The sequence below is a fragment of the Erythrobacter sp. HL-111 genome (assembly GCF_900105095.1).
In the GTDB taxonomy this organism is placed as follows: Bacteria; Pseudomonadota; Alphaproteobacteria; order Sphingomonadales; family Sphingomonadaceae; genus Erythrobacter.
The window spans coordinates 890,446-909,462 of record NZ_LT629743.1; the positions used below are offsets into that span (position 1 = coordinate 890,446).

Here is a 19,017-nt window from a genome sequence, read left to right on the forward strand (position 1 = left end):
AAGCGTGCTGCCCGGCATGAATCATGGACTTGTCATGCCTTGGGCGAATGCGAATGGCAATCGTCGGCCCTTCCGCCGGGCCTTGTCACAGCATTGCCATGGAGCGCTCCTATCCCGCACGGGTCTCACCAAGGATCGGGAGAACGATCATGACAAGAACAGCGTGGTTACTGGCGGGGTCCGCCGCAATGGTCGCCGTGCCCGCGGCGGCGCGCGACGGGGCATTCTACGTCGGCGTGGACGGGGGCATCATGCTCGAGGACCAGCTCGATGTCGACATCGACGCGGGCCGCCCGGACGGGCTGCAGGACAACGCCGCCTTCGCCGATACCAACACCGGGCTCGATGCCGACATCGTGTTCGGTTACGATTTCGGTGCATTCCGGCTCGAGGCGGAAGGCGGTTACAAGCGCGCGGGTTATGACAGCCTGACCGTGGTGAGCCCCGATCTCGTCCCGGGTGCCGATATCGCGCCGGGCACCGTCGTCCAGAACGAGAAGGATCTCTCGATCTTCAGCGGCATGGTCAACGGCATCCTCGAATACGGCAAGACGTTCCAGATCTTCGCCGGCGGCGGCGCGGGTTTCGCCAATGTCGACCTGCCGGTCGAAGTCGCGGGGGTCGGCACGGTGATCGACGATTCGACCACCGATTTCGCCTGGCAGCTGCTCGGCGGATTCCGCTTCGCGGTCACCGACAACATCGACCTCGGCGTCAAGTACCGCTATTTCGTGATCGACGAGTTCGAATTCGACAGCGCGGCCGGTGCCCCGCTCGAAGCCGACTTCCAGAGCCATTCGGTCCTCGCCAGCCTGCGCTACAATTTCGGCCGCGCGCCCGAGCCCGCGATGGCCCCCGCGCCCGAGCCGGCCGCTCCGCCGCCGCCGCCTCCTCCGCCCCCGCCCCCGCCGCCGCCGCCGCCTCCGCCGGCTCCTCCGCCGCCGCAGCCGGCGTGCAACACCGGGCCCTACATCGTGTTCTTCGACTTCGACGAATCGACGATCACCGCGGAAGCCGCCTCGATCCTCGACAGCGCGGTGACCGCCTATTCGAATTGCGGGACCGCCAACGTCATGCTCGCCGGGCACACCGACCGGGCCGGTTCGGCGACCTACAACATGGCGCTCGCCGCGCGCCGCAACGATTCGGTCCGCGAATACCTCGCCGGCCGGGGCGTGCCCGAGGCGCGCATGTCGAGCGAAGCCTTCGGCGAATCGCAGCCGCGCGTGCCCACCGCGGACGGCGTGCGCGAGGCGCAGAACCGCCGGGTCGAGATCACCTACGGACCCAATTCGGGGATGTAACGGGTCTGCCCGCCTACAGAGCGCGAAGGGGCCGGGGCTTTCCCGGCCCCTTTTTCGTGGCGGCGATCAGGCGACCAGCCGCAGCTTCGCCTTGCCCGGCAGCGGCCCGAGCGCGACGTTCTCGATCCCCGGCACCCCGGCGAGCCGTTCCGCCATTTCGGTGTGGAGCGCGAAATCCCGCCCCAGCCGGACCGACGCGTGCCCCCCGCTTTCGAGCGCGAGGCGGACCAGCACCTCGCCGCGGCCCGAACCGCCTGCTGCCTGCGCGATGACGAGCTCGGTCTTGAGCTCCTGCAGCGCCTCGAGCGTGGCGATGTCGGCCCGCAACTGCATCCGTGTCGACCCGCTCACCCAGGCCAGCGGCCGCGCCCCGCGCACGGTGAGGCGCGGGGGCTCGGCCGGATCGGGCGCGTCGAGCTCGACATCGAGCAGCAGGCATTCCCCGCTCGCCGCCCAGCGTTCGAACTGCGGGACCAGCGATTCCTCGAAGCAGGCCGAGGAAAACTGGCCCGAAAGGTCGGAGAAATCGGCGCGGATGAATTCCTTGCCCCGTTTCGTACGGGCCTTGGTCGCGTTCTCGACCATCGCCGCCATGACCGCCGAACCGCTGCCTCCCGCCTCCATCAGGCTCTGGTAGGTGCGCGCCCCGTTGGCGAGCGCGACCTCGCGGTATTGCTGGATCGGGTGGCCGGAGAAGTAGAACCCGAAATTCTCGCGCTCCTTCGCCATGCGCTCGGCCCGGCTCCACTCGGCCGCCGATGCAAGCCGCAGCGTCTCGCCCGGCGCAACCTCGCCCCCGAACAGGCCGGCCTGCCCGCTGGTGCGTTCGCGCATGGCGGCTTCGGCCACGGCGAGCAGGTGTTCGGCATTGGCATGGACCAGCGCGCGGTCGGGTTCGATCCCGTCGAGCGCGCCGGCGCAGGCGAGCGCCTCGAACTGGCGGCGGTTCATCGCACCGTGCGGGACACGCTCGCAGAAATCCTGGAGGCTCCTGAACGGACCCTTGGCCGTGCGTTCGGCGACGATCGCTTCCATCGCCTTCTCCCCGACATTGCGGATCCCGGCGAGCGCATAGCGTACCGCGTAGCCGCGCTCGGTCTGCTCGACGGTGAAGCGCGCCTCGGAGGCGTTGATGCAGGGGGGAAGGATTTCGATCCCCTCCTCCGTCCCGGGATAGCGGCGCGCGTCGTCGACGAAGACGGCGAGCTTTTCCGACTGGTGCATGTCGAAGCACATCGAGGCGGCGTAGAATTCCTCGGGGTAGTGCGCCTTGAGCCACGCGGTCTGGTAGGCGAGGAGCGCGTAGGCGGCGGCGTGGCTCTTGTTGAAGCCGTAACCGGCGAACTTGTTGATCAAGTCGAACAGCTCGTTCGCCTTGGCCTCGCCGATCCCGGACACGCGCGCGCAGCCTGCGATGAAGACGGCGCGCTGCTTGTCCATCTCGGCCTGGTTCTTCTTGCCCATCGCCCGGCGCAGCAGGTCCGCATCGCCCAGCGAATAGCCCGCGAGGATCTGCGCGGCCTGCATCACCTGTTCCTGGTAGACGAAGATGCCGTAGGTTTCCTCGAGGATCCCGGCGAGCTTTTCGTGCGGGTACTCGATCGGCTCCACGCCCGCCTTGCGCCGCCCGAACAGCGGGATGTTGTCCATCGGACCCGGGCGATAGAGCGAGACGAGCGCGATGATGTCGCCGAAATTGGTCGGCTTCACCGCTTTCAGCGTGCGCCTCATGCCTTCGGATTCGAGCTGGAACACGCCGACCGTGTTGCCGACCTGCATGAGCTCGTAGACCGCCGGATCGTCGAGCGGCAGCGCGCCGAGGTCGATGTCGATGCCGCGCAGCGCGAGCAGGTCGACCGCCTTGCGCAGCACCGACAGCGTCTTGAGCCCGAGGAAATCGAACTTGACGAGGCCCGAACTCTCGACATGCTTCATGTCGTATTGCGTCACCGGCATGTCCGAGCGCGGGTCGCGGTAGAGCGGGACGAGCTGCGACAACGGCCGGTCCCCGATCACGACGCCGGCCGCATGGGTCGAGGAATTGCGCGGCATCCCCTCCAGCTGCATGGCGAGATCGACGAGGCGCCGCACCTCGTTGTCGTTGTCGTATTCCCGCCTGAAATCGGGCGCGCCGTTGAGCGCGCGCGGCAGCGTCCAGGGATCGGTCGGATGGTTGGGGACCATCTTGCACAGCTTGTCCACCCGGCCATACCCCATCTGCAGGATGCGCCCGCAATCGCGCAGCACGGCGCGGGCCTTCAGCTTGCCGAAGGTGATGATCTGCGCGACGTGATCGTGCCCGTATTTCTTCTGGACATAGCGGATCACCTCGCCGCGCCGGGTTTCGCAGAAGTCGATGTCGAAATCGGGCATCGAGACGCGTTCGGGATTGAGGAAGCGTTCGAACAGCAGGCCCAGCCGGATCGGGTCGAGATCGGTGATGGTGAGCGCCCAGGCGACCAGCGATCCCGCCCCGGACCCGCGCCCCGGCCCGACCGGGATGCCCTGCTCCTTCGCCCACTTGATGAAATCGGCGACGATCAGGAAATAGCCCGGAAAGCCCATCCTGACGATGATGCCGATCTCGTAGTCGAGCCGCTCGAAATAGGCCCTGCGCTCCTCCTCCGGCAATGCGCCGTAGGGCGCCAGACGCGCCTCCAGCCCCCGGCGCGAATCCTCCGCCAGCATCCGCGCCTCGCCTTCGAGGTCGCCCGCAAGGCTCGGCAGGATCGGCGCGCGGTCGGGCGGGGCGCAGGCGCAGCGCTGCGCGATGACGAGCGTGTTGGCGGTCGCCTCGGGCAGGTCGGCGAAAAGCTCGGCCATCATCCGGTCGGACTTGACGAAGGCCTGCGGGTTGGAATGCGGGCGGTCCTCGGCCTCGATCTGCGAGGAATGGGCAATGCACAGCATGGCGTCATGCGCCTTGTGCATGTGCGGCTCGGCGAAGTTCGCCGGGTTGGTCGCGACCAGCGGCAGCTCGCGGGCATAGGCGAGGTCGATCAGCGCCTCCTCGGCAGCCTCGCAGACGGGATCGCCGTGGCGCGCGATCTCGATGTAGAGCCGGCCCGGGAACAGCCGGTCGAGCCGGTCGCACAGCGCCCTTGCCGCCCTGTCCTGCCCTTCGGCGAGCAGCCGCGTCAGCGCCCCCTCGCCCGCCCCGGTGAGCGCGATCAGCCCGTCGGTCCGCCCTTCGAGGTCGGCGAGCGTCACGTGCGGGTCGAATTCGGTCGGCCGGTCGAGATGCGCCTTGCTGACGAGGTGGCACAGGTTGTCGTAACCGCGCTCGTCCTGCGCGAAGAGGGGGAGGTAGTCGATCGGGATCGTGTTCGATCCGATCGCGCCCTGGCTGGCCGCGCCCGACGGCCCTTCGCGCGCGACGCCGAGCAGCGTCCCGATGATCGGCTGCACGCCCTCCCCCCGGCAGGCAGCGGCGAACATGACCGCGCCGTAGAGCCCGTCGCGGTCGCAGATCGCGATGGCGGGAAAGCCGCGCTCCTTCGCCAGTTTGGCGATGTTCTTGGGATCGATCGCCCCTTCGAGCATCGAATAGGACGAAAGCACGCGCAGGGGGACGAAGGGAGCGAAAGCCATCGGCGCAATCTAGGAAATCGTCGCGGATTCGGTAAGCGTCCCGCGGCCCGACTTCTCCACAGCTCAGAGCAGCTTTTCGATGTCCTTCGCGATGCCTGCGGGGGTGTCCTGCGGGCCGTAACGCTTCACCACCCTGCCCTCGCGGTCGATCAGGAACTTGGTGAAGTTCCACTTGATCGAGGTCGAACCCATCAGTCCCTTGGCCTGTTTCTTCATCCAGTCGAACAGCGGGGACGCGGCGGGGCCGTTCACGTCCACCTTCGCCATCAGCGGGAAGGAGACGCCGTAATTGACCCGGCAGAACTGCGCGATCTCGTCGGCACTGCCCGGTTCCTGCGCGCCGAACTGGTTGCAGGGAAAGGCGAGAACCTCGAAATCGCGGTCCCTGAAGCGCTGGTAGAGCGCCTCGAGCCCGTCATATTGCGGGGTGAAACCGCATTTCGACGCCGTGTTGACGACGAGCAGGACCTTGCCCTGCTTGCTTGCAAGATCGAGCTGCTCGCCGCGATTGGTGGTGACGGTGAAATCGGCAATCGTGGTCATGGATGATCCCCTGCTGCGATGGGCGCTCCCCTTGCTCCGCCAGCGGGGCAGCCCAAGTCAAGCCGGGATCGCGCCGCGCATCACCCGCGAAAGGGGAAATCGGCGTGCTTGCTCAGCTCGACCGCCTCCGCGGCCGAATATTCGCGGTCGCCCGCCCTTTCGATGACGTAGCGGTCGCGCTCCCCGTCGGGCAGGGAGACGATGTGGCGGATCATCTCGGCGAAGGTGCCGCGGCGGATCGCCTTGGTCCCGTCGAGAATGCCGTCCCGTCGGCGGCCGATTGCAGGACGGCGCGGTCCTCCCACGCGGTCTCGCCGCTCTTTTCGGGCGTGCCCTCGAATGTGCTGGGATGGTCTGACATGGTCGCTCCTCCTTCATGCGATCAATGAGCAGGAGCGATTTCGGGTCCGGCCCTATTCGAGATGGCCTTCCCTCAGCCGCACCACCCGGTCCATCCGCGCGGCGAGCCGCTCGTTGTGGGTCGCCACCAGCGCCGCGCTGCCCTCCCCCCGCACGAGGTCGAGGAACTGCGCCAGCACGGTGTCGGCGGTAGCCTCGTCGAGATTGCCGGTCGGCTCGTCCGCCAGAACCAGCGTGGGCCGGTTGGCGAGCGCGCGGGCGACCGCGACACGCTGCTGCTCGCCGCCCGAAAGCTGGCTCGGGCGGTGGGTCAGGCGATGTTCGAGCCCGAGCGCACCCAGCAGGCTGTCGGCGCGTTCCTCCGCCCCGGCGCGGCTGGCCCCGGCGATCATCTGGGGCATGATGACATTCTCGCGCGCATCGAAATCGGGCAGCAGGTGGTGGAACTGGTAGACGAAGCCGAGATGTTCGCGCCGCAGCTTGGTCCGCCCGTCGGTCGGCAATTTCTCGGCCTGCTGCCCGGCGATGCCGATCGAGCCCGAAAAGCCCCCTTCGAGCAGGCCCACCGCCTGCAGCATGGTCGACTTGCCCGAACCCGACGGGCCGAGCAGCGCGACGATCTCGCCCGGCATGATGTCGAGATCGACGCCGCGCAGCACGTCGATGCGCTGGCCGCCCTGCTCGAAACTGCGCGTAAGACCGCGCAGCGAGACGATCGGCGCGGCCTCGTTGCCCCTATTCATAGCGCAGCACCTGCACCGGATCGGTGTTCGCCGCCTTCAACGCGGGATAGAGCGTCGCCAGAAAGCTCAGCACCAGCGCGAGCGCGGTGATCGCGGCGATCTCCACCGGATCGGCCCGCGCGGGCATGGTCGAGAGGAAACGCACCTCCGGGTCCCACAATTCCTGACCCGTGACGAAGGCGATGGCCTGCACGATCTGTTCGCGGAACAGCAGGACCACGGCGCCCAGCAGCAGCCCGGCAATTGTCCCGATCGCGCCGATCGTCGTGCCGGTGGTGACGAAGATCTTGAGCAGGCTGCGCCGCGTCGCCCCCATCGTGCGCATGATCGCGATGTCGCGCGTCTTGGCGCGGACCAGCATGACGAGGCTCGACAGGATGTTGAAAGCGGCCACCAGGACCATGAAACTTAATGCAAAACCCATCGCCGCGCGTTCCACCTGGAGCGCCTCGAACAGGGCGGCGTTGATCGTCTTCCAGTCGGCGATCACCGCCCGGCCCGCGAGCTTTTCGCGCACCGGCGCGAGGATTTCGCCGACCCGGTCCGCGTTTTCGACCGTCACCTCGATCATGCCGATACTCTCGTCCATCAGCAGCAGCGTCTGCGCGTCGGGTATCGGCATGATGATGAACTTCTCGTCGTAGTCGTAGACGCCCACCTCGAAGATCGCCCCGATCTCGTAGGGGACCTGCCGGATCGAGGTGCCGAAGGGCGTCGAGCGGCCCTGCGGGTTGATGATCGTGATCGTGTCGCCCACCCGCGCGCCGATGTTCTGCGCGAGCCGCGAGCCGATCGCGATCACGCCGGCATCGGGGGCAAGCGCCTCGATCTCGCCCGCGACGACCTGGTCGCCCAGTTCCGCGATGTCCTCGTCGGTCTGCCCGCGCACCAGGATCGCGACCGTGCGCCCGTTGTAGCTGACCAGCAGCGGCTGTTCGATCAGCGGGCTGGCGTTCACCACGCCGTCGGTTTCGCGCACGTCCGCAAGCACGTTTTCCCAGTCGTCGAGCTGGCCGCCATAGGCCTGCACGATCGCATGGCCGTTCAGCCCCACGATCTTGTCGAGCAATTCGCCGCGAAACCCGTTCATCACGCTCATCACGATCACCAGCATCGCGACCGATAGCATCACCACCCCGACCGAAATCCCCGCGACCAGCGCGATGAACGCCTCGCCCTTGCCGGGCCAGAGGTAACGTTTGGAAATCATCCATTCGAACGGGGAAAGCATGACGGGTGAGGTATCTCGCGGGTGAATGCTGAACGCTGGCTGCAGGCGCTGGCTGTAGGCGCTGCCCCCTTGCCCGGCAATGGTGCGCGGCGCAATGCCGGTCCCGCCCGCGGGGCGTGTCATCCGGCCGCCGCGAAAAAGCGGGGCACGAAGCGCGCACGCGCCCTTGTAATCCGGCGGTAACATCGCCATTGGGGGGGCGACGGTCGGGGGGCAGCTCAGCGGGTTCGAACACCATGACCAATTCATCGCCGAAAAGCGAGACTCCCGGGCGCACCCGGGACCGCCTCGACGCGAATCTCACCCACCCCTTTCTCGACGCGGACGGCGACAAGCTGCGCGAGGAATGCGGCGTGTTCGGCGCGATCAACGCGGCCGACGCCTCGGCCGCGACCGCACTGGGCCTCCACGCGCTCCAGCACCGCGGCCAGGAAGCGGTCGGGATCACCAGTTTCGACGGGCGCGAATTCTACTCGCGCCGCGGGCTCGGCCACGTGGCGGAGAATTTCTCCTCCTCCGAGGCGATCGGCGAATTGCCCGGCCACATGGCGGCGGGCCACGTGCGCTATTCGACCACCGGCGGAGCGGGCCTCAGGAACGTGCAGCCGCTCTATGCCGAACTCGCCAGCGGCGGTTTCGCGGTCGCGCACAACGGCAACATCTCGAATTCGCAGGCCCTGCGCGCCGATCTCGTCTCCAAGGGTTCGATCTTCCAGTCCACTTCCGACACCGAGGTCATCATCCACCTCGTCGCGACCTCGCGCTATCCCACCACCGCCGACCGGCTGATCGATGCCCTGCGCCTCGTCGAAGGCGCCTATGCGCTGATCGTGATGACGCCCGAGGGCATGATCGCCTGCCGCGACCCGCTCGGCATCCGGCCGCTCGTGATGGGCCGGATGGGCGATGCGATCCTGTTTGCAAGCGAATCGGTCGCCTTCGATGTCGTGGGCGCGGAACTGATCCGCGAGGTCGAGCCGGGCGAAATGCTCCAGGTCGGCTTCGACGGGGAAATCCGCAGCGTGCGCCCGTTCGGCTCGCCCCCGGCGCGGCCCTGCATCTTCGAACACGTCTATTTCAGCCGTCCCGACAGCTATTTCGCCGGGCGCAGCGTCTACGAGGCGAGGAAGGCGATCGGCACGCAGCTCGCGATCGAGGCACCGTGCGACGTCGATCTCGTCGTGCCCGTGCCCGACAGCGGCGTGCCCGCCGCGATCGGCTATGCCCAGCAATCGGGCATCCCCTTCGAACTCGGCATCATCCGCTCGCACTATGTCGGGCGGACCTTCATCCAGCCGTCGGACAGCGCGCGCCATTCCGGGGTCAAGCGCAAGCACAACGCCAATCGCGGCCTGGTGGCGGGCAAGCGGATCGTGCTGATCGACGATTCGATCGTGCGCGGCACCACCAGCATGAAGATCGTCGAGATGATGCGCGAGGCCGGCGCGCGCGAGGTCCATTTCCGGGTCGCCAGCCCGCCGACGGCGCATTCGTGCTTCTATGGCGTCGATACGCCCGAACGCTCGAAACTGCTCGCCGCCCGGCTCGAGCTCGAGCCGATGCGCGAATTCATCAAGGCCGACAGCCTCGCCTTCATCTCGATCGACGGGCTCTATCGCGCGGTCGGGCAGAAGGACCGCGACAAGGCCTGCCCGCAATTCTGCGACGCCTGCTTCACCGGCGAATATCCGACCTCGCTCACCGATTTCCGCATGAGCGAACAGCGCGCGGCGCAGCTTCCCTTTGCCGATCCCAAGGCGGCCTGATAGGCGCATCGCCCCAGCTCGATTCCGAGGCAGCGAAACACCATGACCGACGCCAAGCCACTCGCGGGAAAGACCGCACTCGTCACCGGCGCAAGCCGCGGCATCGGGGCCGCGACCGCGCAAGCGCTCGCCGAGGCGGGGGCGCACGTGATCCTCGTCGCGCGGCGGGTGAAGGCGCTCGAAGAGGTCGAGGACGCGATCCATGCGGCCGGCGGCACCTCCACCATCGCGCCGCTCGACCTTACCGAAGCGGACAGCGTCGCGCGGCTCGCCGGGGCCATCGCCGGGCGCTGGGACACGATGGATATCCTCGTCCTGTCAGCGGCTTACCTGCCGGACCTCACACCGCTTTCGCAGGTCGATCCCAAGCAGTTCAACCAGGCGATCATGACCAACCTCGTCGCGACGCAGGCCCTGCTTGCCGCCTTCGATCCCCTGCTGCGGAAAGCCCCCGGCGCGCGCGTCGTCGGGCTGACCAGCAGCGTCGGGGCGGAGCCGCGCCCGTTCTGGGGCGCCTATGCCGCGACCAAGGCGGCGTTCGACAACCTCATTCTCACCTATGGCGCGGAGGTCGAGCGGCTGAGCCCGGTGCGCGTCGCCGTGCTCGATCCGGGCGCGACCCGGACCGAAATGCGCGCCCGCGCCTATCCGGGCGAGGATCCCGCGAGCGTCAAGCCGCCCGAGACGGTCGCGGCGCGAATCACCGCGCTGGTGCAGGAGGATTTCCCCTCCGGCCACCGCGAAAGGGTCGATTGATCGGCCCTGCCGACAGGTCTCGCCACCCTGGCGGCACGGCCTGTCGTCATGCAACGCGGCTTGCCGTCGCATTAACCAATCCGTGAAATGTCGCGTTAAGCCTCATAGGTGAATGTCTTTTTCCGGGCCCAGCAGCAAGAATCCGCGGCTTACTGGACAAGGTTCACGACAAATGCCCCTCGATACCGATCGCTATCGCCTCGCCGCGCAGGAAGACCGCTGCGGCCAGCGCACCAAGCTCACCATTCCCGCGACGCTCCGCGCGTCGGGCGGCCGCGCCTTCCAGAGCGTGGTCCACGACCTGTCCATCTCGGGCTTCTCGGCGGCCTCGATCAACCGGATGCACGAAGGCCAGGTCTGCTGGCTCACCCTGCCCGGCCTCGAATCGCTCCAGGCCGAGGTCGTGTGGTGGGACAACTGCATCGTCGGCTGCGCCTTCTCGGAACTGCTCAGCCCGATCGTGCACGACAACATCCTGCAGCGTTACAGCAACACCGGCGTCTATCGCCCGATGGCCTGAAACATCCGCGCGGGACGCAAGGCGGGGCGCGCTGCCCCGCCCGCGTTTCACTGCGCCGCGGCGAGCCGGGTGATGAGGTCCGACCATTCGCCGCGATAGGCGCCGGTCGCCGTCGGCCAGTTGCTGACGATCGCGACGACGAGCTTGCGGTCCGGGATGATCGTGATCGACTGGCCGAAAATGCCCTGCGCGCCGAAACTGCCGCCGGGATAGGTCCACCACTGGTAGCCGTAACCGAAGCCGCCGTTCTCGAAGTCGACCAGGCGAGCCCCCGCCTCGGCGAACCAGTCCTCGGGCACGACCTGCCTGCCGGAGACGCCCTTCCCGCCCTCGAGCACGAACTGGCCCATGCGGGCATAGTCCGACAGGCGCAGCGAAAGGCAGCAGCCCCCGATATTGCCGCCGAGCGGGGTCGTCATCCAGAACATGGGGCCGGCAAAGCCCGCCGGCTCGACGATCTTTTCCTGCGCGTATTCGGCGAGCGGGAGGCCGACCGCGTTTTCGACGAGCATTCCCAGAAGGTTCGTCTCGCCGGTCTTGTAGACGAATTTCGTCCCCGGTTCGGCCTCGCGCTCGAGCTCCTGCATCTGGATCAGCGCGCCTTCCGGCCCGTATTCGACGATATAATCGTTCATCCGGGCGACGTCGGAATCGGGATCGGTGTAATCCTCGTTCCACTTGGCCCCGCTGGTCATGGTCGCGACCTGGCGCACGGTCACGCCGTCATAGGCCGTTCCGGCGAATTCGGGAATGTAATCGGTCACCTGATCGTCGAGGCTGGCGATGAAGCCGTCCCGCACCGCCGCGCCGAGCAGGGTCGAGGTGAAGCTCTTGGCGACCGAAAAGCTCGTCCAGCGGTCCTGCGGGGAGAGCCCGAGCCCGTATTCCTCGAACCGCACGCGCCCGTCCTCGAGCACCATCACGCCCGCAGCGGAGCTTTTCTCCATCAGGGCGCGCATCTCGGCGGCGAAAGCGGGCGGGAGCGGTTCGCCCCGCGGCAGGTCGCGCGGGGTCGAGGCAGCGGGAACCTCGTGCCCGGGGAACCAGTCCTCCATCGCGCGGAAACGGGCGGAACGCTGTTCGTCGTCCCAGAACAGCACCTGCAGTTCCGCCGGGTCGCGCTCCGGCGGGGTGACGAGTTCGACCTCGCCAAACGCCGGGGCCGCGCTCGCCATCGGGGCGTCGGCGCCGCCGAGCGTGCCCGTGCAGGCCGCGGTCCCGGCAAGGCAGGCGGCAAGGAAGGCGCCAAGCGCGCCGCGTTCGATGGTCATGTCGGTCGTCCCCTCTCGGTCGAATTTCGCAGAGGGTCTTACCCCCCGTCCCGCGCCGGAGGCAAGCGCGCGCGGGGCCGCTATTCGCCGTTCATCGCCCTGTAGGCGGACAGCGCCCGCTCGCGTCCGGCCTTGTGGGCGATGATCTTGCGCGGATAGCCCTTTGGACGGCAGCCATGCGCCTCGGGATCGTGGATCGCCGGGGCGTCGAGCCCGGCGAGTTCGGGCACGTAACGGCGGATGTAGCCCGCCGCGTCGAACTTTTCGGACTGGGTGAGCGGGGCCATGATCCGCACGAACATATTGGAGTCGACGCCGGTGCCCGAATTCCACTGCCAGTTGACCGAGTTCGAGCCATAATCGCCATCGACGAGGCAGTCCCAGAACCACTTTTCGCCCTCGCGCCAGTCGATCAGCAGGTGCTTGATGAGGAAGCTCGCGGTGATCATCCGCACGCGGTTGTGCATCCAGCCGATCTGGTAAAGCTGGCGCATCCCGGCATCGACGATGGGGTAGCCGGTCCTGCCCTCCTGCCACGCCTCGAGGTCGCGCGCGGCGTCCTCGTCCTTCGCCGGGTCGCGCCAGCGAAACGCGTCGTATTCCTCGCGGTAATTGCGGCTGCCATAGGCGGGGAACCGGCAGATGACGTTCTGCGCGTAGTCGCGCCAGACCAGCTCGCTCTCGAAGCTCCGCCAGCCTTCCGAACGGTGGTGTTTCAGCGCGTGCCACACCTGCACCGGGGTGATCTCGCCGTGGTGGAGATGGGGCGACAGGCGCGAGGAGCCGTCGATGCTCGGCAGGTTGCGCCTCGCCTCGTAGTCGCCGACGCAGGCGTCCCATTCGGCGAGCCGTTCGTGCGCGGCCTCCTCGCCCACGCTCCAGAAGGCGGCGATCCCGCCCGACCAGTCGGGTTTCGTCGGGAGCAGCTTCCAGTCGGACAGATCGTCGCTGGCGGGCCATTCGTCGGGCGAGGACAGCGTTTCGGGCTCGGGCACCGCGTCGCGCGGGGGCAATTGCGCGCGCAGGGCTTTGTAGAATGGCGTGTAGATCTTGTAGGGCTCGCCCGACCCCGTCGTCACGTGGCCCGCCGGGAACAGGTAATTGCCGTCGTGGAGCGTCAGGTCGAGCTTTTCGGCGAGGGCGCCTTGCGCCTTCCTCCACCACGGCTCGTAATGCCGTTTCGCGTGGACGGAGCGCGTTCCGAGCGCGTCGGCGACCTTGCACAATTCCTCGACCGCGTCCCCGCGCCTCAGGACGATCCGTGCGTTGCGCTTGCCGAAGCTCCGCGACAGGCTCTCGATCGAATGGTGCAGCCACCAGCGCGAGGCCCCGCCCATCGCGTGGTGCCCCGCCGCCGCATCGTCGAGCACGTAGACCGCGCAGACGGGACCCTTGCGGGCGGCTTCGTAAAGGGCGGGATTGTCGGCCATGCGCAAATCGCGCCGCAGCCAGACGATCTGGACGTCACTCATGCCGGCAAGAGCGCATCAGGGCGCGGGGAGTTCCTCACATTTGTGAGCGGGCAATCTCACGCTGAACCGGTCGCGCGCGCGCGGGTCGTAATACCGCGCATCGCGCAGGATGACCGAACCGTCCTCGGCCCGTTCGGCAAAGGGCGCGCGCGACCAGAACAGGAAGGCGCGCGCCTCCTGCGATGCCTCGGCAGCATCGGCGGGGATCCGGCACACCGGCGCGAGCGGCGCGTGATAGCCATTGCCGAAGGCTTCTCCTTCCCATTCGCTCGAATACCAGCGCCCGTCCTCGGTCCGGATGATCCGTTCGCGCTGCCAGAAGAACAGCGGCACGGGCGAAGCGATCGCGATCTCCGGCTCGGGATCGTAAAGCTTGGCCTTGTGATAGGCCACATAGTCCGAAACCAGCCCGTTGAAGGCGACGTAGAGCAGCATCAGAGCCAGCGCGATCTGCGCGGTCAGAGTCGCGCGCTCCGCCCCCTCGCGCGTCTCGATCCGGCGCGAACGCCACAGCGACACCCCAAGCAGCGCCCACAGCCAGACATCGACGATGAACAGCGTGTCGCCATAGAACCATGCGCTCGAAAACGGTTCGAACAGGCGGATGCCGTAGACATTGAGCCAGTCGAGCGCCGGGTGGGTCAGGCAGGCGATCAGCGAAAGGGCGTAAAGCCACCCGAAATCGACCGGCGCGCGGGCCTCGGGCCGGGTGCCGCGCCTGTCCTGCCAGCGGTCGAAGGCCCACAGCGCGGCGGCGAGCAGGAAGGGCAGCACCACCCAGGCGACCGGTCCATGGGTGATCCCGCGCCGGAACCCGAGATGCTCCGCCCCGTCGAGCCAGAAGAAGCACGCCGCGTCCACATCCGGCAGGTTCGCCCCGATCACGAGCGCCGGCATGGCGAGCCCGGTCTGGCGCTTGAGCCCCGCCTGCCCGATCAGCGCGCCGACGAGGCTGTGGGTGATGTTGTCCATGCCGCCCCCTTGCGCCCTAGGCCCGGGTCCCGCTTTCGAACTCGCTCCGGGCGAGCGGCGTCGCGGCGGTCGTCCCGGCAAGATAGCCGCCCAGCACGGTGAAAGGCGTCGCCAGCCACTCGGTGAAGGCGATCATGCCGAGCAGCATCAGCAGCAGGCCGAAGACCAGCTTCGACAGGGCCAGCGCGACGACGATCCGGCGCTTGACGCTGGCCGGCGCATCGGGCGGATCGAACCGCCGCTCGATCGCCCCGCGCGATGCGAAACCGGCGATCGCGCCCGCGGCGATGCCGAATATCGCGGTCTGGACCTGGTTCGCGAGCGGCAGGAAATAGGCCGCCAACATCGCGCTCGGCGCAAAGAGCAGAGGCAGCCGCGTGCGGGTCCTGACCGAATATTTCATGCGCTGTTCCGCGTTCCTTTCCGCAAATGGTTCGGGCGGCTTCATGGCAGTGGAAATGCGCCTCGCTCCCGCCTATCACGCACCTGTCACGCAGGGACACAACAGGGAGAGAGACCACCATGGACCAAGCCGCCCCTTTCGTCAGGCCCGACATGCAGGCCTTCCTCGATGCGCTCGCCGCCATGGAGGGACCGGCCATCACCGACATGACCCTCGAGGAAGCGCGCGCAAGTTACGTGGCCCTTCATGCCATGGCAGACAAGCCCGCGCGCGAACTTGCCGTGATCCGCGACCTTGCCTGCCCGGGTCCGGCGGGGGACATTCCGCTCAGGCTCTATGACGCCCGTGAAGCCCGCGAACCCGGCCCGGTGGTGTGCTTCTTCCACGGCGGCGGCTTCGTCATCGGCGACCTCGAGACGCATCACGCGCTGTGCACCGAACTCGCCCACCTGCTCGACCTGCCGGTGGTCGCCACGCACTACCGCCGCGCGCCCGAAGCGCCGTTTCCCGCCGCGATCGAGGATTGCGAGGCCGCCGCGCGCTGGATCGCGGGCAATCCGGGGGAACTCGCCCGCGAGGCGACGGGGCTGGTGACGATCGGCGACAGCGCCGGGGGCAATGCCACGGTCGTCGTCACCCAGCTGCTCGGCCAGGACCCGGCCGCGGTGCCGGTGGTCCTGCAGGTGCCGATCTTCCCGCTGGTCGCCGATGCCGAAGGCTCGGCCAGCATGGCGGATTTTTCCGAAGGCTTCGTCCTCACCGCCGAGACCATGGGCTTCTTCGATGCCGCATACGGCGCCGACCGTTCGGACCCGCGCGGCTTTCCGATCCTCGGCGATCATTCCAGCGCGCCGGCGACGATCGTCGTCACCGCCAGCCTCGATCCGATCCGCGATTCGGGCCGGGAATACGCCAAGGCGCTGGTCGATGCGGGGCGCGATTGCCTGTTCCTCGAAATGCGGGGCGTCACCCATTCCTTCACCAACCTGCGCCAGGCCGTGCCCAGCACGCAGGCCGACCTCGAAAAGGTCGTCGCGGCGATGAAATTCATGCTGGCGGCCTGACCCATGACGAGCGCTACGCCGCACGACCTGCCCTATCGCCCCTGCGCGGGCTTCATGCTGCTCAACGCCGAGAACCTCGTCTTCGTCGGCCAGCGGATCGAGACCCGCGCGCACGGGACCTGGCAGATGCCGCAGGGCGGGATCGATCCGGGCGAGGACAAGCAGGCGGCGGCGCTGCGCGAACTGGGCGAGGAAACCGGCATCACCCCCGACCTCGTCGAGGTCATCGCCCCCGCCTCGAAACCGCTGCGCTACGACCTGCCGCCCGAACTGCTGGGCAAGGTGTGGAAGGGAAAATATCGCGGGCAGGAACAGCACTGGTTCCTCGGCCGCTTCCTGGGGAGCGAGGACGACATCGACCTCGAGGCGCACGACCCGCCCGAATTCAACGCCTATCGCTGGATCGAACCCGACCGGCTGCCCGAGCTGATCATCCCGTTCAAGCGGCAGGTCTATCGCGAGATCCTCGAGGAATTCCGCAGCCACATCCCGCGCTAGAAACGAAAGACGATCGAATCGCGGTCGTCTTTCGCCCGCGCCGCCCTGAAGCTTTCCATCGCCTCGACCCGGTCGAACCACCTCGCCGTGTTGGGAAAGCCGTGCTCGAACGCGCCTTTTTCGCGGGCGGCGAACATCGGATAGACCAGCGTGATGTCGGCCGCGGTGAGGTTGTCGCCCCCGAAAAAGGGCTTTTCGGCAAGGTCCCGTTCCATCAGGGCGAACAGCGCGTCGAGCCGCGGGTTCACGAAGAGCTTTCGCACCTGCCCGAAAATCGCCTTCAGCAGCGCGCCGATCGGCCACGGCGTCCGGCTTTCGAGCAGGGTCAGCACCATCGCCACGCCCTGGATGCTCATCAGCGAACCCTGCGCGGCGTGGAACCAGAACAGGTGTCGCGGGCGGTCGGGATGGCCCGGGCCAGGGCGCAGCGGGCTGTCGGGATACGCATCGAGCACGTGGTCGATGATCGCATTGCTTTCGGCCAGGACGAGGTCGCCATCGGTCACGACGGGCGCGGTGCCGAGCGGCGAGAGGGCCTTGTAATCGTCGGGCACGAGATTCGTTTCCGGATCGCGCCGATAGGTCTTCAGCTCGTATTGCGCGCCCAGTTCCTCGAGCAGCCAGAGGATGCGGAAGCTCTGCGAATATTCGAGATGGTGCAGCGTCAGCATGGGGCCGCCGCGTCAGTGCGAGGCGGTCTTGCCCTCTGCCGTGTCGACAGCGAGCCGCCGGGCGGTCGCCCCGGTCGCGATGGTCGAGCGCAGCGCCACGGTTTCGGGGCAGGAATCGCCGCACATCGATTGCAGCCGGGCAAGGTTGCGTTTCGCCTTTTCGATCGCGCCCTTTTCGACCAGCGCCGCGCCTTCGCCCGCAATGGCGGCGAAATTGTCGGGATCGCGGGCCAGCGCCTCGCGGTAATAGCGGATCGCCTTGCCCTGCAGCCCGTTTTCGCGCGCGGCCTCGGCCAGGCTGACGAAGATCGGGGTATGGCCGGGATCGACCGCCAGCGCCGCCTCGAAGGCGTCGATCGCGCCCTGCGTGTCGCCCGCCGCGAGCGAGGCCTCGCCCTGTTTGATCAGCGCTTCGGCCCGCACGTCCGGTTCGCGTTCCTGCGCGCTCGTCACGCTTGCCGTGGTGGCGAGGAAGAGCGAAAGGGCGGCGGCAGCGGGCGCGAAACGCATGAACAGCTCCTTGATCTCAGCAAGCCGGGAGGCAGCAGGCTCAGCCATAAGGCATATGGCTAACACGGACGCGCGAGAATGGCGATAAAAAACCCGTCCGTGCCGTCGCGCAGCGGTTCGAGCCGCCAGCCCTCGCCCCGCGCCGTGCCGAGCGGAAGGTTAACGGGGCGCGCGGCGAAACCCTCGTGGCGGGAAAGAAACGCGCAAGCGCGCTGCGCCCCCTCCTCGTCGAGCAGCGAGCAGGTGACGAACACGATCCGCCCGCCCGGCTTCACCAGCGCGGCGGCGATGTCGAGCAGGCGGTCCTGCAGCGCCGCATAGCCCCGGAGCGCGCGCGGGGTGAGCCGCCATTTGGCCTCGGGCTTGCGCCGCCACGTGCCCGTCCCCGAACAGGGCGCATCGACGAGGACGAGGTCCGCCTTCCCCGCGACATCGCCCAGCGCCTCGCGCTCGCGGCCGGGATCGAGCAGGCGCGGCTCGATCAGCCCCGCCCCGGCGCGTGCCGCCCGCGGGGCGAGGTTGCCGAGCCGCCGCTTGTCGGTGTCGCAGGCGATCAGGCGCCCCGCGTTCTCCATCGCGGCGGCGAGCGCGAGCGACTTGCCGCCCGCCCCCGCGCACAGGTCCACCACCATTTCCCCCGGGCGCGCGGCGGCGGCGAGGCAGGCGAGCTGGCTGCCGTGATCCTGCACCTCGACGAGACCCTGCGCGTAGGCTTCCCATTCCTCGGCCCGCGTGCCGGAGGCAAAGCGCAGGCCCTGCGGCGCGGCGAGGGGTTCGCCCGGTTCGGGAAGGTCGAGCGAGGCGCGGTCGGTCCTGAGCGTGTTGACCCGCAGGTCGAGCGGCGCGCGGCCCATCAGCGCCGCGGCCGCCTCGCCCGCGACGCCCGACCGCGCGAGCGCCGCCACCAGCCAGTCGGGCGCGAGGCCGGGCCGGGCCTCGATCGCGCCATTGTCGGTCAGGGGTGCTTCGATCGGGGCGGGGCCGTGGGGCGACCCGTCGAACAGATCGAGCAGGTGATGGTGGGCCGGGTCCGCCCGGCCATAGGCGAGCATGGCATCGCGGCCATTGCCGGGCACCGGGCCGAGCGCGCGGATCGCCCCGTAGACGAGTTCGCGCACCGCCCGGCGGTCCTTCGACCCGGCATAGCGGCGCGCGCGGAAATAGTCGGCAAGGATGCGGTCGGCGGGCGCGCCCTCGGCTTTCGCCGCGTCGATCACGGCGTCGAGCACCTCGATCGCGGCCTGCACGCGCGCGGCGGGGGTCATGCGAAAGCACCCTCCTCCCCCGGAGGAGGGGGGCCGGGGGTGGTGGCAGCGGCGCGAACGCGCCGCGATGCCTGCGG

The 19,017-nt window shown here is 68.2% G+C and carries 18 protein-coding genes; 6 read left to right on the top strand and 12 right to left on the bottom strand.

The genetic code is table 11. The annotated features are described in order from the left end of the window. Window positions 1–149: 149 nt before the first annotated feature. Window positions 150–1,304, top strand: coding sequence for an OmpA family protein (locus BLU08_RS04215; protein WP_090195715.1), 1,155 nt, complete (start codon window positions 150–152; stop codon window positions 1,302–1,304). Window positions 1,305–1,370: 66 nt separating this feature from the next. Here the strand turns inward: BLU08_RS04215 and dnaE are convergent, their stop codons facing one another. The 5 genes from dnaE to BLU08_RS04240 all read right to left on the bottom strand — a co-directional run bounded on the left by dnaE (window position 1,371) and on the right by BLU08_RS04240 (window position 7,772). After that, on the bottom strand, window positions 1,371–4,895 hold the full coding sequence (gene dnaE, locus BLU08_RS04220; protein WP_090195716.1) for a DNA polymerase III subunit alpha: 3,525 nt from the start codon (window positions 4,893–4,895) through the stop codon (window positions 1,371–1,373). A 63-nt stretch (window positions 4,896–4,958) separates the two neighbouring features. Continuing rightward, a complete protein-coding gene (locus BLU08_RS04225; RefSeq protein WP_090195718.1) occupies window positions 4,959–5,438 on the bottom strand; it encodes a glutathione peroxidase in 480 nt (159 codons plus the stop codon). 80 nt (window positions 5,439–5,518) lie between these two features. Further along, entirely contained in the window at window positions 5,519–5,743 is a 225-nt protein-coding gene (locus BLU08_RS04230) for a hypothetical protein (protein ID WP_233996082.1), read from the bottom strand. A 108-nt stretch (window positions 5,744–5,851) separates the two neighbouring features. Then, window positions 5,852–6,541, bottom strand: coding sequence for an ABC transporter ATP-binding protein (locus BLU08_RS04235; RefSeq protein ID WP_090195719.1), 690 nt, complete (start codon window positions 6,539–6,541; stop codon window positions 5,852–5,854). Continuing rightward, window positions 6,534–7,772, bottom strand: coding sequence for a lipoprotein-releasing ABC transporter permease subunit (locus BLU08_RS04240; RefSeq protein WP_233996083.1), 1,239 nt, complete (start codon window positions 7,770–7,772; stop codon window positions 6,534–6,536). Before BLU08_RS04240 ends, BLU08_RS04235 begins: the two co-directional genes overlap by 8 nt. Before the next feature lie 236 nt (window positions 7,773–8,008). On the opposite strand from BLU08_RS04240, the gene purF reads away from it, so the two are divergent. The 3 genes from purF to BLU08_RS04255 all read left to right on the top strand — a co-directional run bounded on the left by purF (window position 8,009) and on the right by BLU08_RS04255 (window position 10,814). Further along, window positions 8,009–9,538, top strand: coding sequence for an amidophosphoribosyltransferase (gene purF / locus BLU08_RS04245; protein WP_090195720.1), 1,530 nt, complete (start codon window positions 8,009–8,011; stop codon window positions 9,536–9,538). Between the two features lie 42 nt (window positions 9,539–9,580). Further along, entirely contained in the window at window positions 9,581–10,294 is a 714-nt protein-coding gene (locus tag BLU08_RS04250; protein WP_090195721.1) for an SDR family NAD(P)-dependent oxidoreductase, read from the top strand. 172 nt (window positions 10,295–10,466) lie between these two features. Beyond that, window positions 10,467–10,814, top strand: a complete 348-nt coding sequence (locus BLU08_RS04255) for a PilZ domain-containing protein (protein WP_090195722.1) — start codon at window positions 10,467–10,469, stop codon at window positions 10,812–10,814. Between the two features lie 47 nt (window positions 10,815–10,861). Here BLU08_RS04255 and BLU08_RS04260 read toward each other — a convergent pair whose 3' ends face one another. The 4 genes from BLU08_RS04260 to BLU08_RS04275 all read right to left on the bottom strand — a co-directional run bounded on the left by BLU08_RS04260 (window position 10,862) and on the right by BLU08_RS04275 (window position 14,932). Further along, the gene (locus BLU08_RS04260; protein WP_090195723.1) at window positions 10,862–12,085 is read right to left on the bottom strand and encodes a serine hydrolase; all 1,224 of its coding nucleotides are present in this window, start codon (window positions 12,083–12,085) and stop codon (window positions 10,862–10,864) included. A gap of 80 nt (window positions 12,086–12,165) precedes the next feature. Then, window positions 12,166–13,557 carry a deoxyribodipyrimidine photo-lyase gene (locus BLU08_RS04265; RefSeq protein WP_090195724.1) on the bottom strand — a complete coding sequence of 464 codons (1,392 nt, stop codon included), beginning with the start codon at window positions 13,555–13,557 and terminating at the stop codon, window positions 12,166–12,168. 15 nt (window positions 13,558–13,572) lie between these two features. Continuing rightward, window positions 13,573–14,529, bottom strand: coding sequence for a metal-dependent hydrolase (locus BLU08_RS04270; RefSeq protein ID WP_090195730.1), 957 nt, complete (start codon window positions 14,527–14,529; stop codon window positions 13,573–13,575). Window positions 14,530–14,545: 16 nt separating this feature from the next. Next, entirely contained in the window at window positions 14,546–14,932 is a 387-nt protein-coding gene (locus tag BLU08_RS04275; protein WP_157674442.1) for a hypothetical protein, read from the bottom strand. A 119-nt stretch (window positions 14,933–15,051) separates the two neighbouring features. Here BLU08_RS04275 and BLU08_RS04280 point away from each other — a divergent pair, with 119 nt between their 5' ends. Further along, window positions 15,052–15,996 (top strand): alpha/beta hydrolase, encoded by a 945-nt coding sequence (locus tag BLU08_RS04280; RefSeq protein ID WP_233996084.1) that lies wholly within the window; start codon window positions 15,052–15,054, stop codon window positions 15,994–15,996. A 3-nt stretch (window positions 15,997–15,999) separates the two neighbouring features. Further along, window positions 16,000–16,494, top strand: coding sequence for an RNA pyrophosphohydrolase (locus BLU08_RS04285; RefSeq protein WP_090195735.1), 495 nt, complete (start codon window positions 16,000–16,002; stop codon window positions 16,492–16,494). Here the strand turns inward: BLU08_RS04285 and BLU08_RS04290 are convergent. From BLU08_RS04290 to BLU08_RS04300, 3 genes are read right to left on the bottom strand one after another with little or no spacing between them, the layout of a single operon-like run. After that, a complete protein-coding gene (locus tag BLU08_RS04290; RefSeq protein ID WP_090195738.1) occupies window positions 16,491–17,165 on the bottom strand; it encodes a glutathione S-transferase family protein in 675 nt (224 codons plus the stop codon). The genes BLU08_RS04285 and BLU08_RS04290 overlap by 4 nt on opposite strands. A gap of 12 nt (window positions 17,166–17,177) precedes the next feature. Beyond that, window positions 17,178–17,723: a tetratricopeptide repeat protein gene (locus BLU08_RS04295; RefSeq protein ID WP_090195741.1), complete on the bottom strand. Its 546-nt coding sequence runs from the start codon at window positions 17,721–17,723 to the stop codon at window positions 17,178–17,180. Between the two features lie 11 nt (window positions 17,724–17,734). After that, complete coding sequence (locus BLU08_RS04300; RefSeq protein WP_090195746.1) at window positions 17,735–18,940, bottom strand: RsmB/NOP family class I SAM-dependent RNA methyltransferase; 1,206 nt, start codon at window positions 18,938–18,940, stop codon at window positions 17,735–17,737. Window positions 18,941–19,017 lie beyond the last annotated feature (77 nt).

Coding starts and splice junctions, on each gene's coding strand:
- BLU08_RS04225 (WP_090195718.1), bottom strand. CDS start 5,438: ATGACCACGATTGCCGATTTCACCGTCACCACCAATCGCGGCGAGCAG.
- BLU08_RS04215 (WP_090195715.1), top strand. CDS start 150: ATGACAAGAACAGCGTGGTTACTGGCGGGGTCCGCCGCAATGGTCGCC.
- BLU08_RS04260 (WP_090195723.1), bottom strand. CDS start 12,085: ATGACCATCGAACGCGGCGCGCTTGGCGCCTTCCTTGCCGCCTGCCTT.
- BLU08_RS04300 (WP_090195746.1), bottom strand. CDS start 18,940: ATGACCCCCGCCGCGCGCGTGCAGGCCGCGATCGAGGTGCTCGACGCC.
- BLU08_RS04265 (WP_090195724.1), bottom strand. CDS start 13,557: ATGAGTGACGTCCAGATCGTCTGGCTGCGGCGCGATTTGCGCATGGCC.
- BLU08_RS04290 (WP_090195738.1), bottom strand. CDS start 17,165: ATGCTGACGCTGCACCATCTCGAATATTCGCAGAGCTTCCGCATCCTC.
- purF (WP_090195720.1), top strand. CDS start 8,009: ATGACCAATTCATCGCCGAAAAGCGAGACTCCCGGGCGCACCCGGGAC.
- dnaE (WP_090195716.1), bottom strand. CDS start 4,895: ATGGCTTTCGCTCCCTTCGTCCCCCTGCGCGTGCTTTCGTCCTATTCG.
- BLU08_RS04280 (WP_233996084.1), top strand. CDS start 15,052: ATGGACCAAGCCGCCCCTTTCGTCAGGCCCGACATGCAGGCCTTCCTC.
- BLU08_RS04250 (WP_090195721.1), top strand. CDS start 9,581: ATGACCGACGCCAAGCCACTCGCGGGAAAGACCGCACTCGTCACCGGC.
- BLU08_RS04255 (WP_090195722.1), top strand. CDS start 10,467: ATGCCCCTCGATACCGATCGCTATCGCCTCGCCGCGCAGGAAGACCGC.
- BLU08_RS04270 (WP_090195730.1), bottom strand. CDS start 14,529: ATGGACAACATCACCCACAGCCTCGTCGGCGCGCTGATCGGGCAGGCG.
- BLU08_RS04295 (WP_090195741.1), bottom strand. CDS start 17,723: ATGGCTGAGCCTGCTGCCTCCCGGCTTGCTGAGATCAAGGAGCTGTTC.
- BLU08_RS04275 (WP_157674442.1), bottom strand. CDS start 14,932: ATGAAATATTCGGTCAGGACCCGCACGCGGCTGCCTCTGCTCTTTGCG.
- BLU08_RS04240 (WP_233996083.1), bottom strand. CDS start 7,772: ATGCTTTCCCCGTTCGAATGGATGATTTCCAAACGTTACCTCTGGCCC.
- BLU08_RS04235 (WP_090195719.1), bottom strand. CDS start 6,541: ATGAATAGGGGCAACGAGGCCGCGCCGATCGTCTCGCTGCGCGGTCTT.
- BLU08_RS04285 (WP_090195735.1), top strand. CDS start 16,000: ATGACGAGCGCTACGCCGCACGACCTGCCCTATCGCCCCTGCGCGGGC.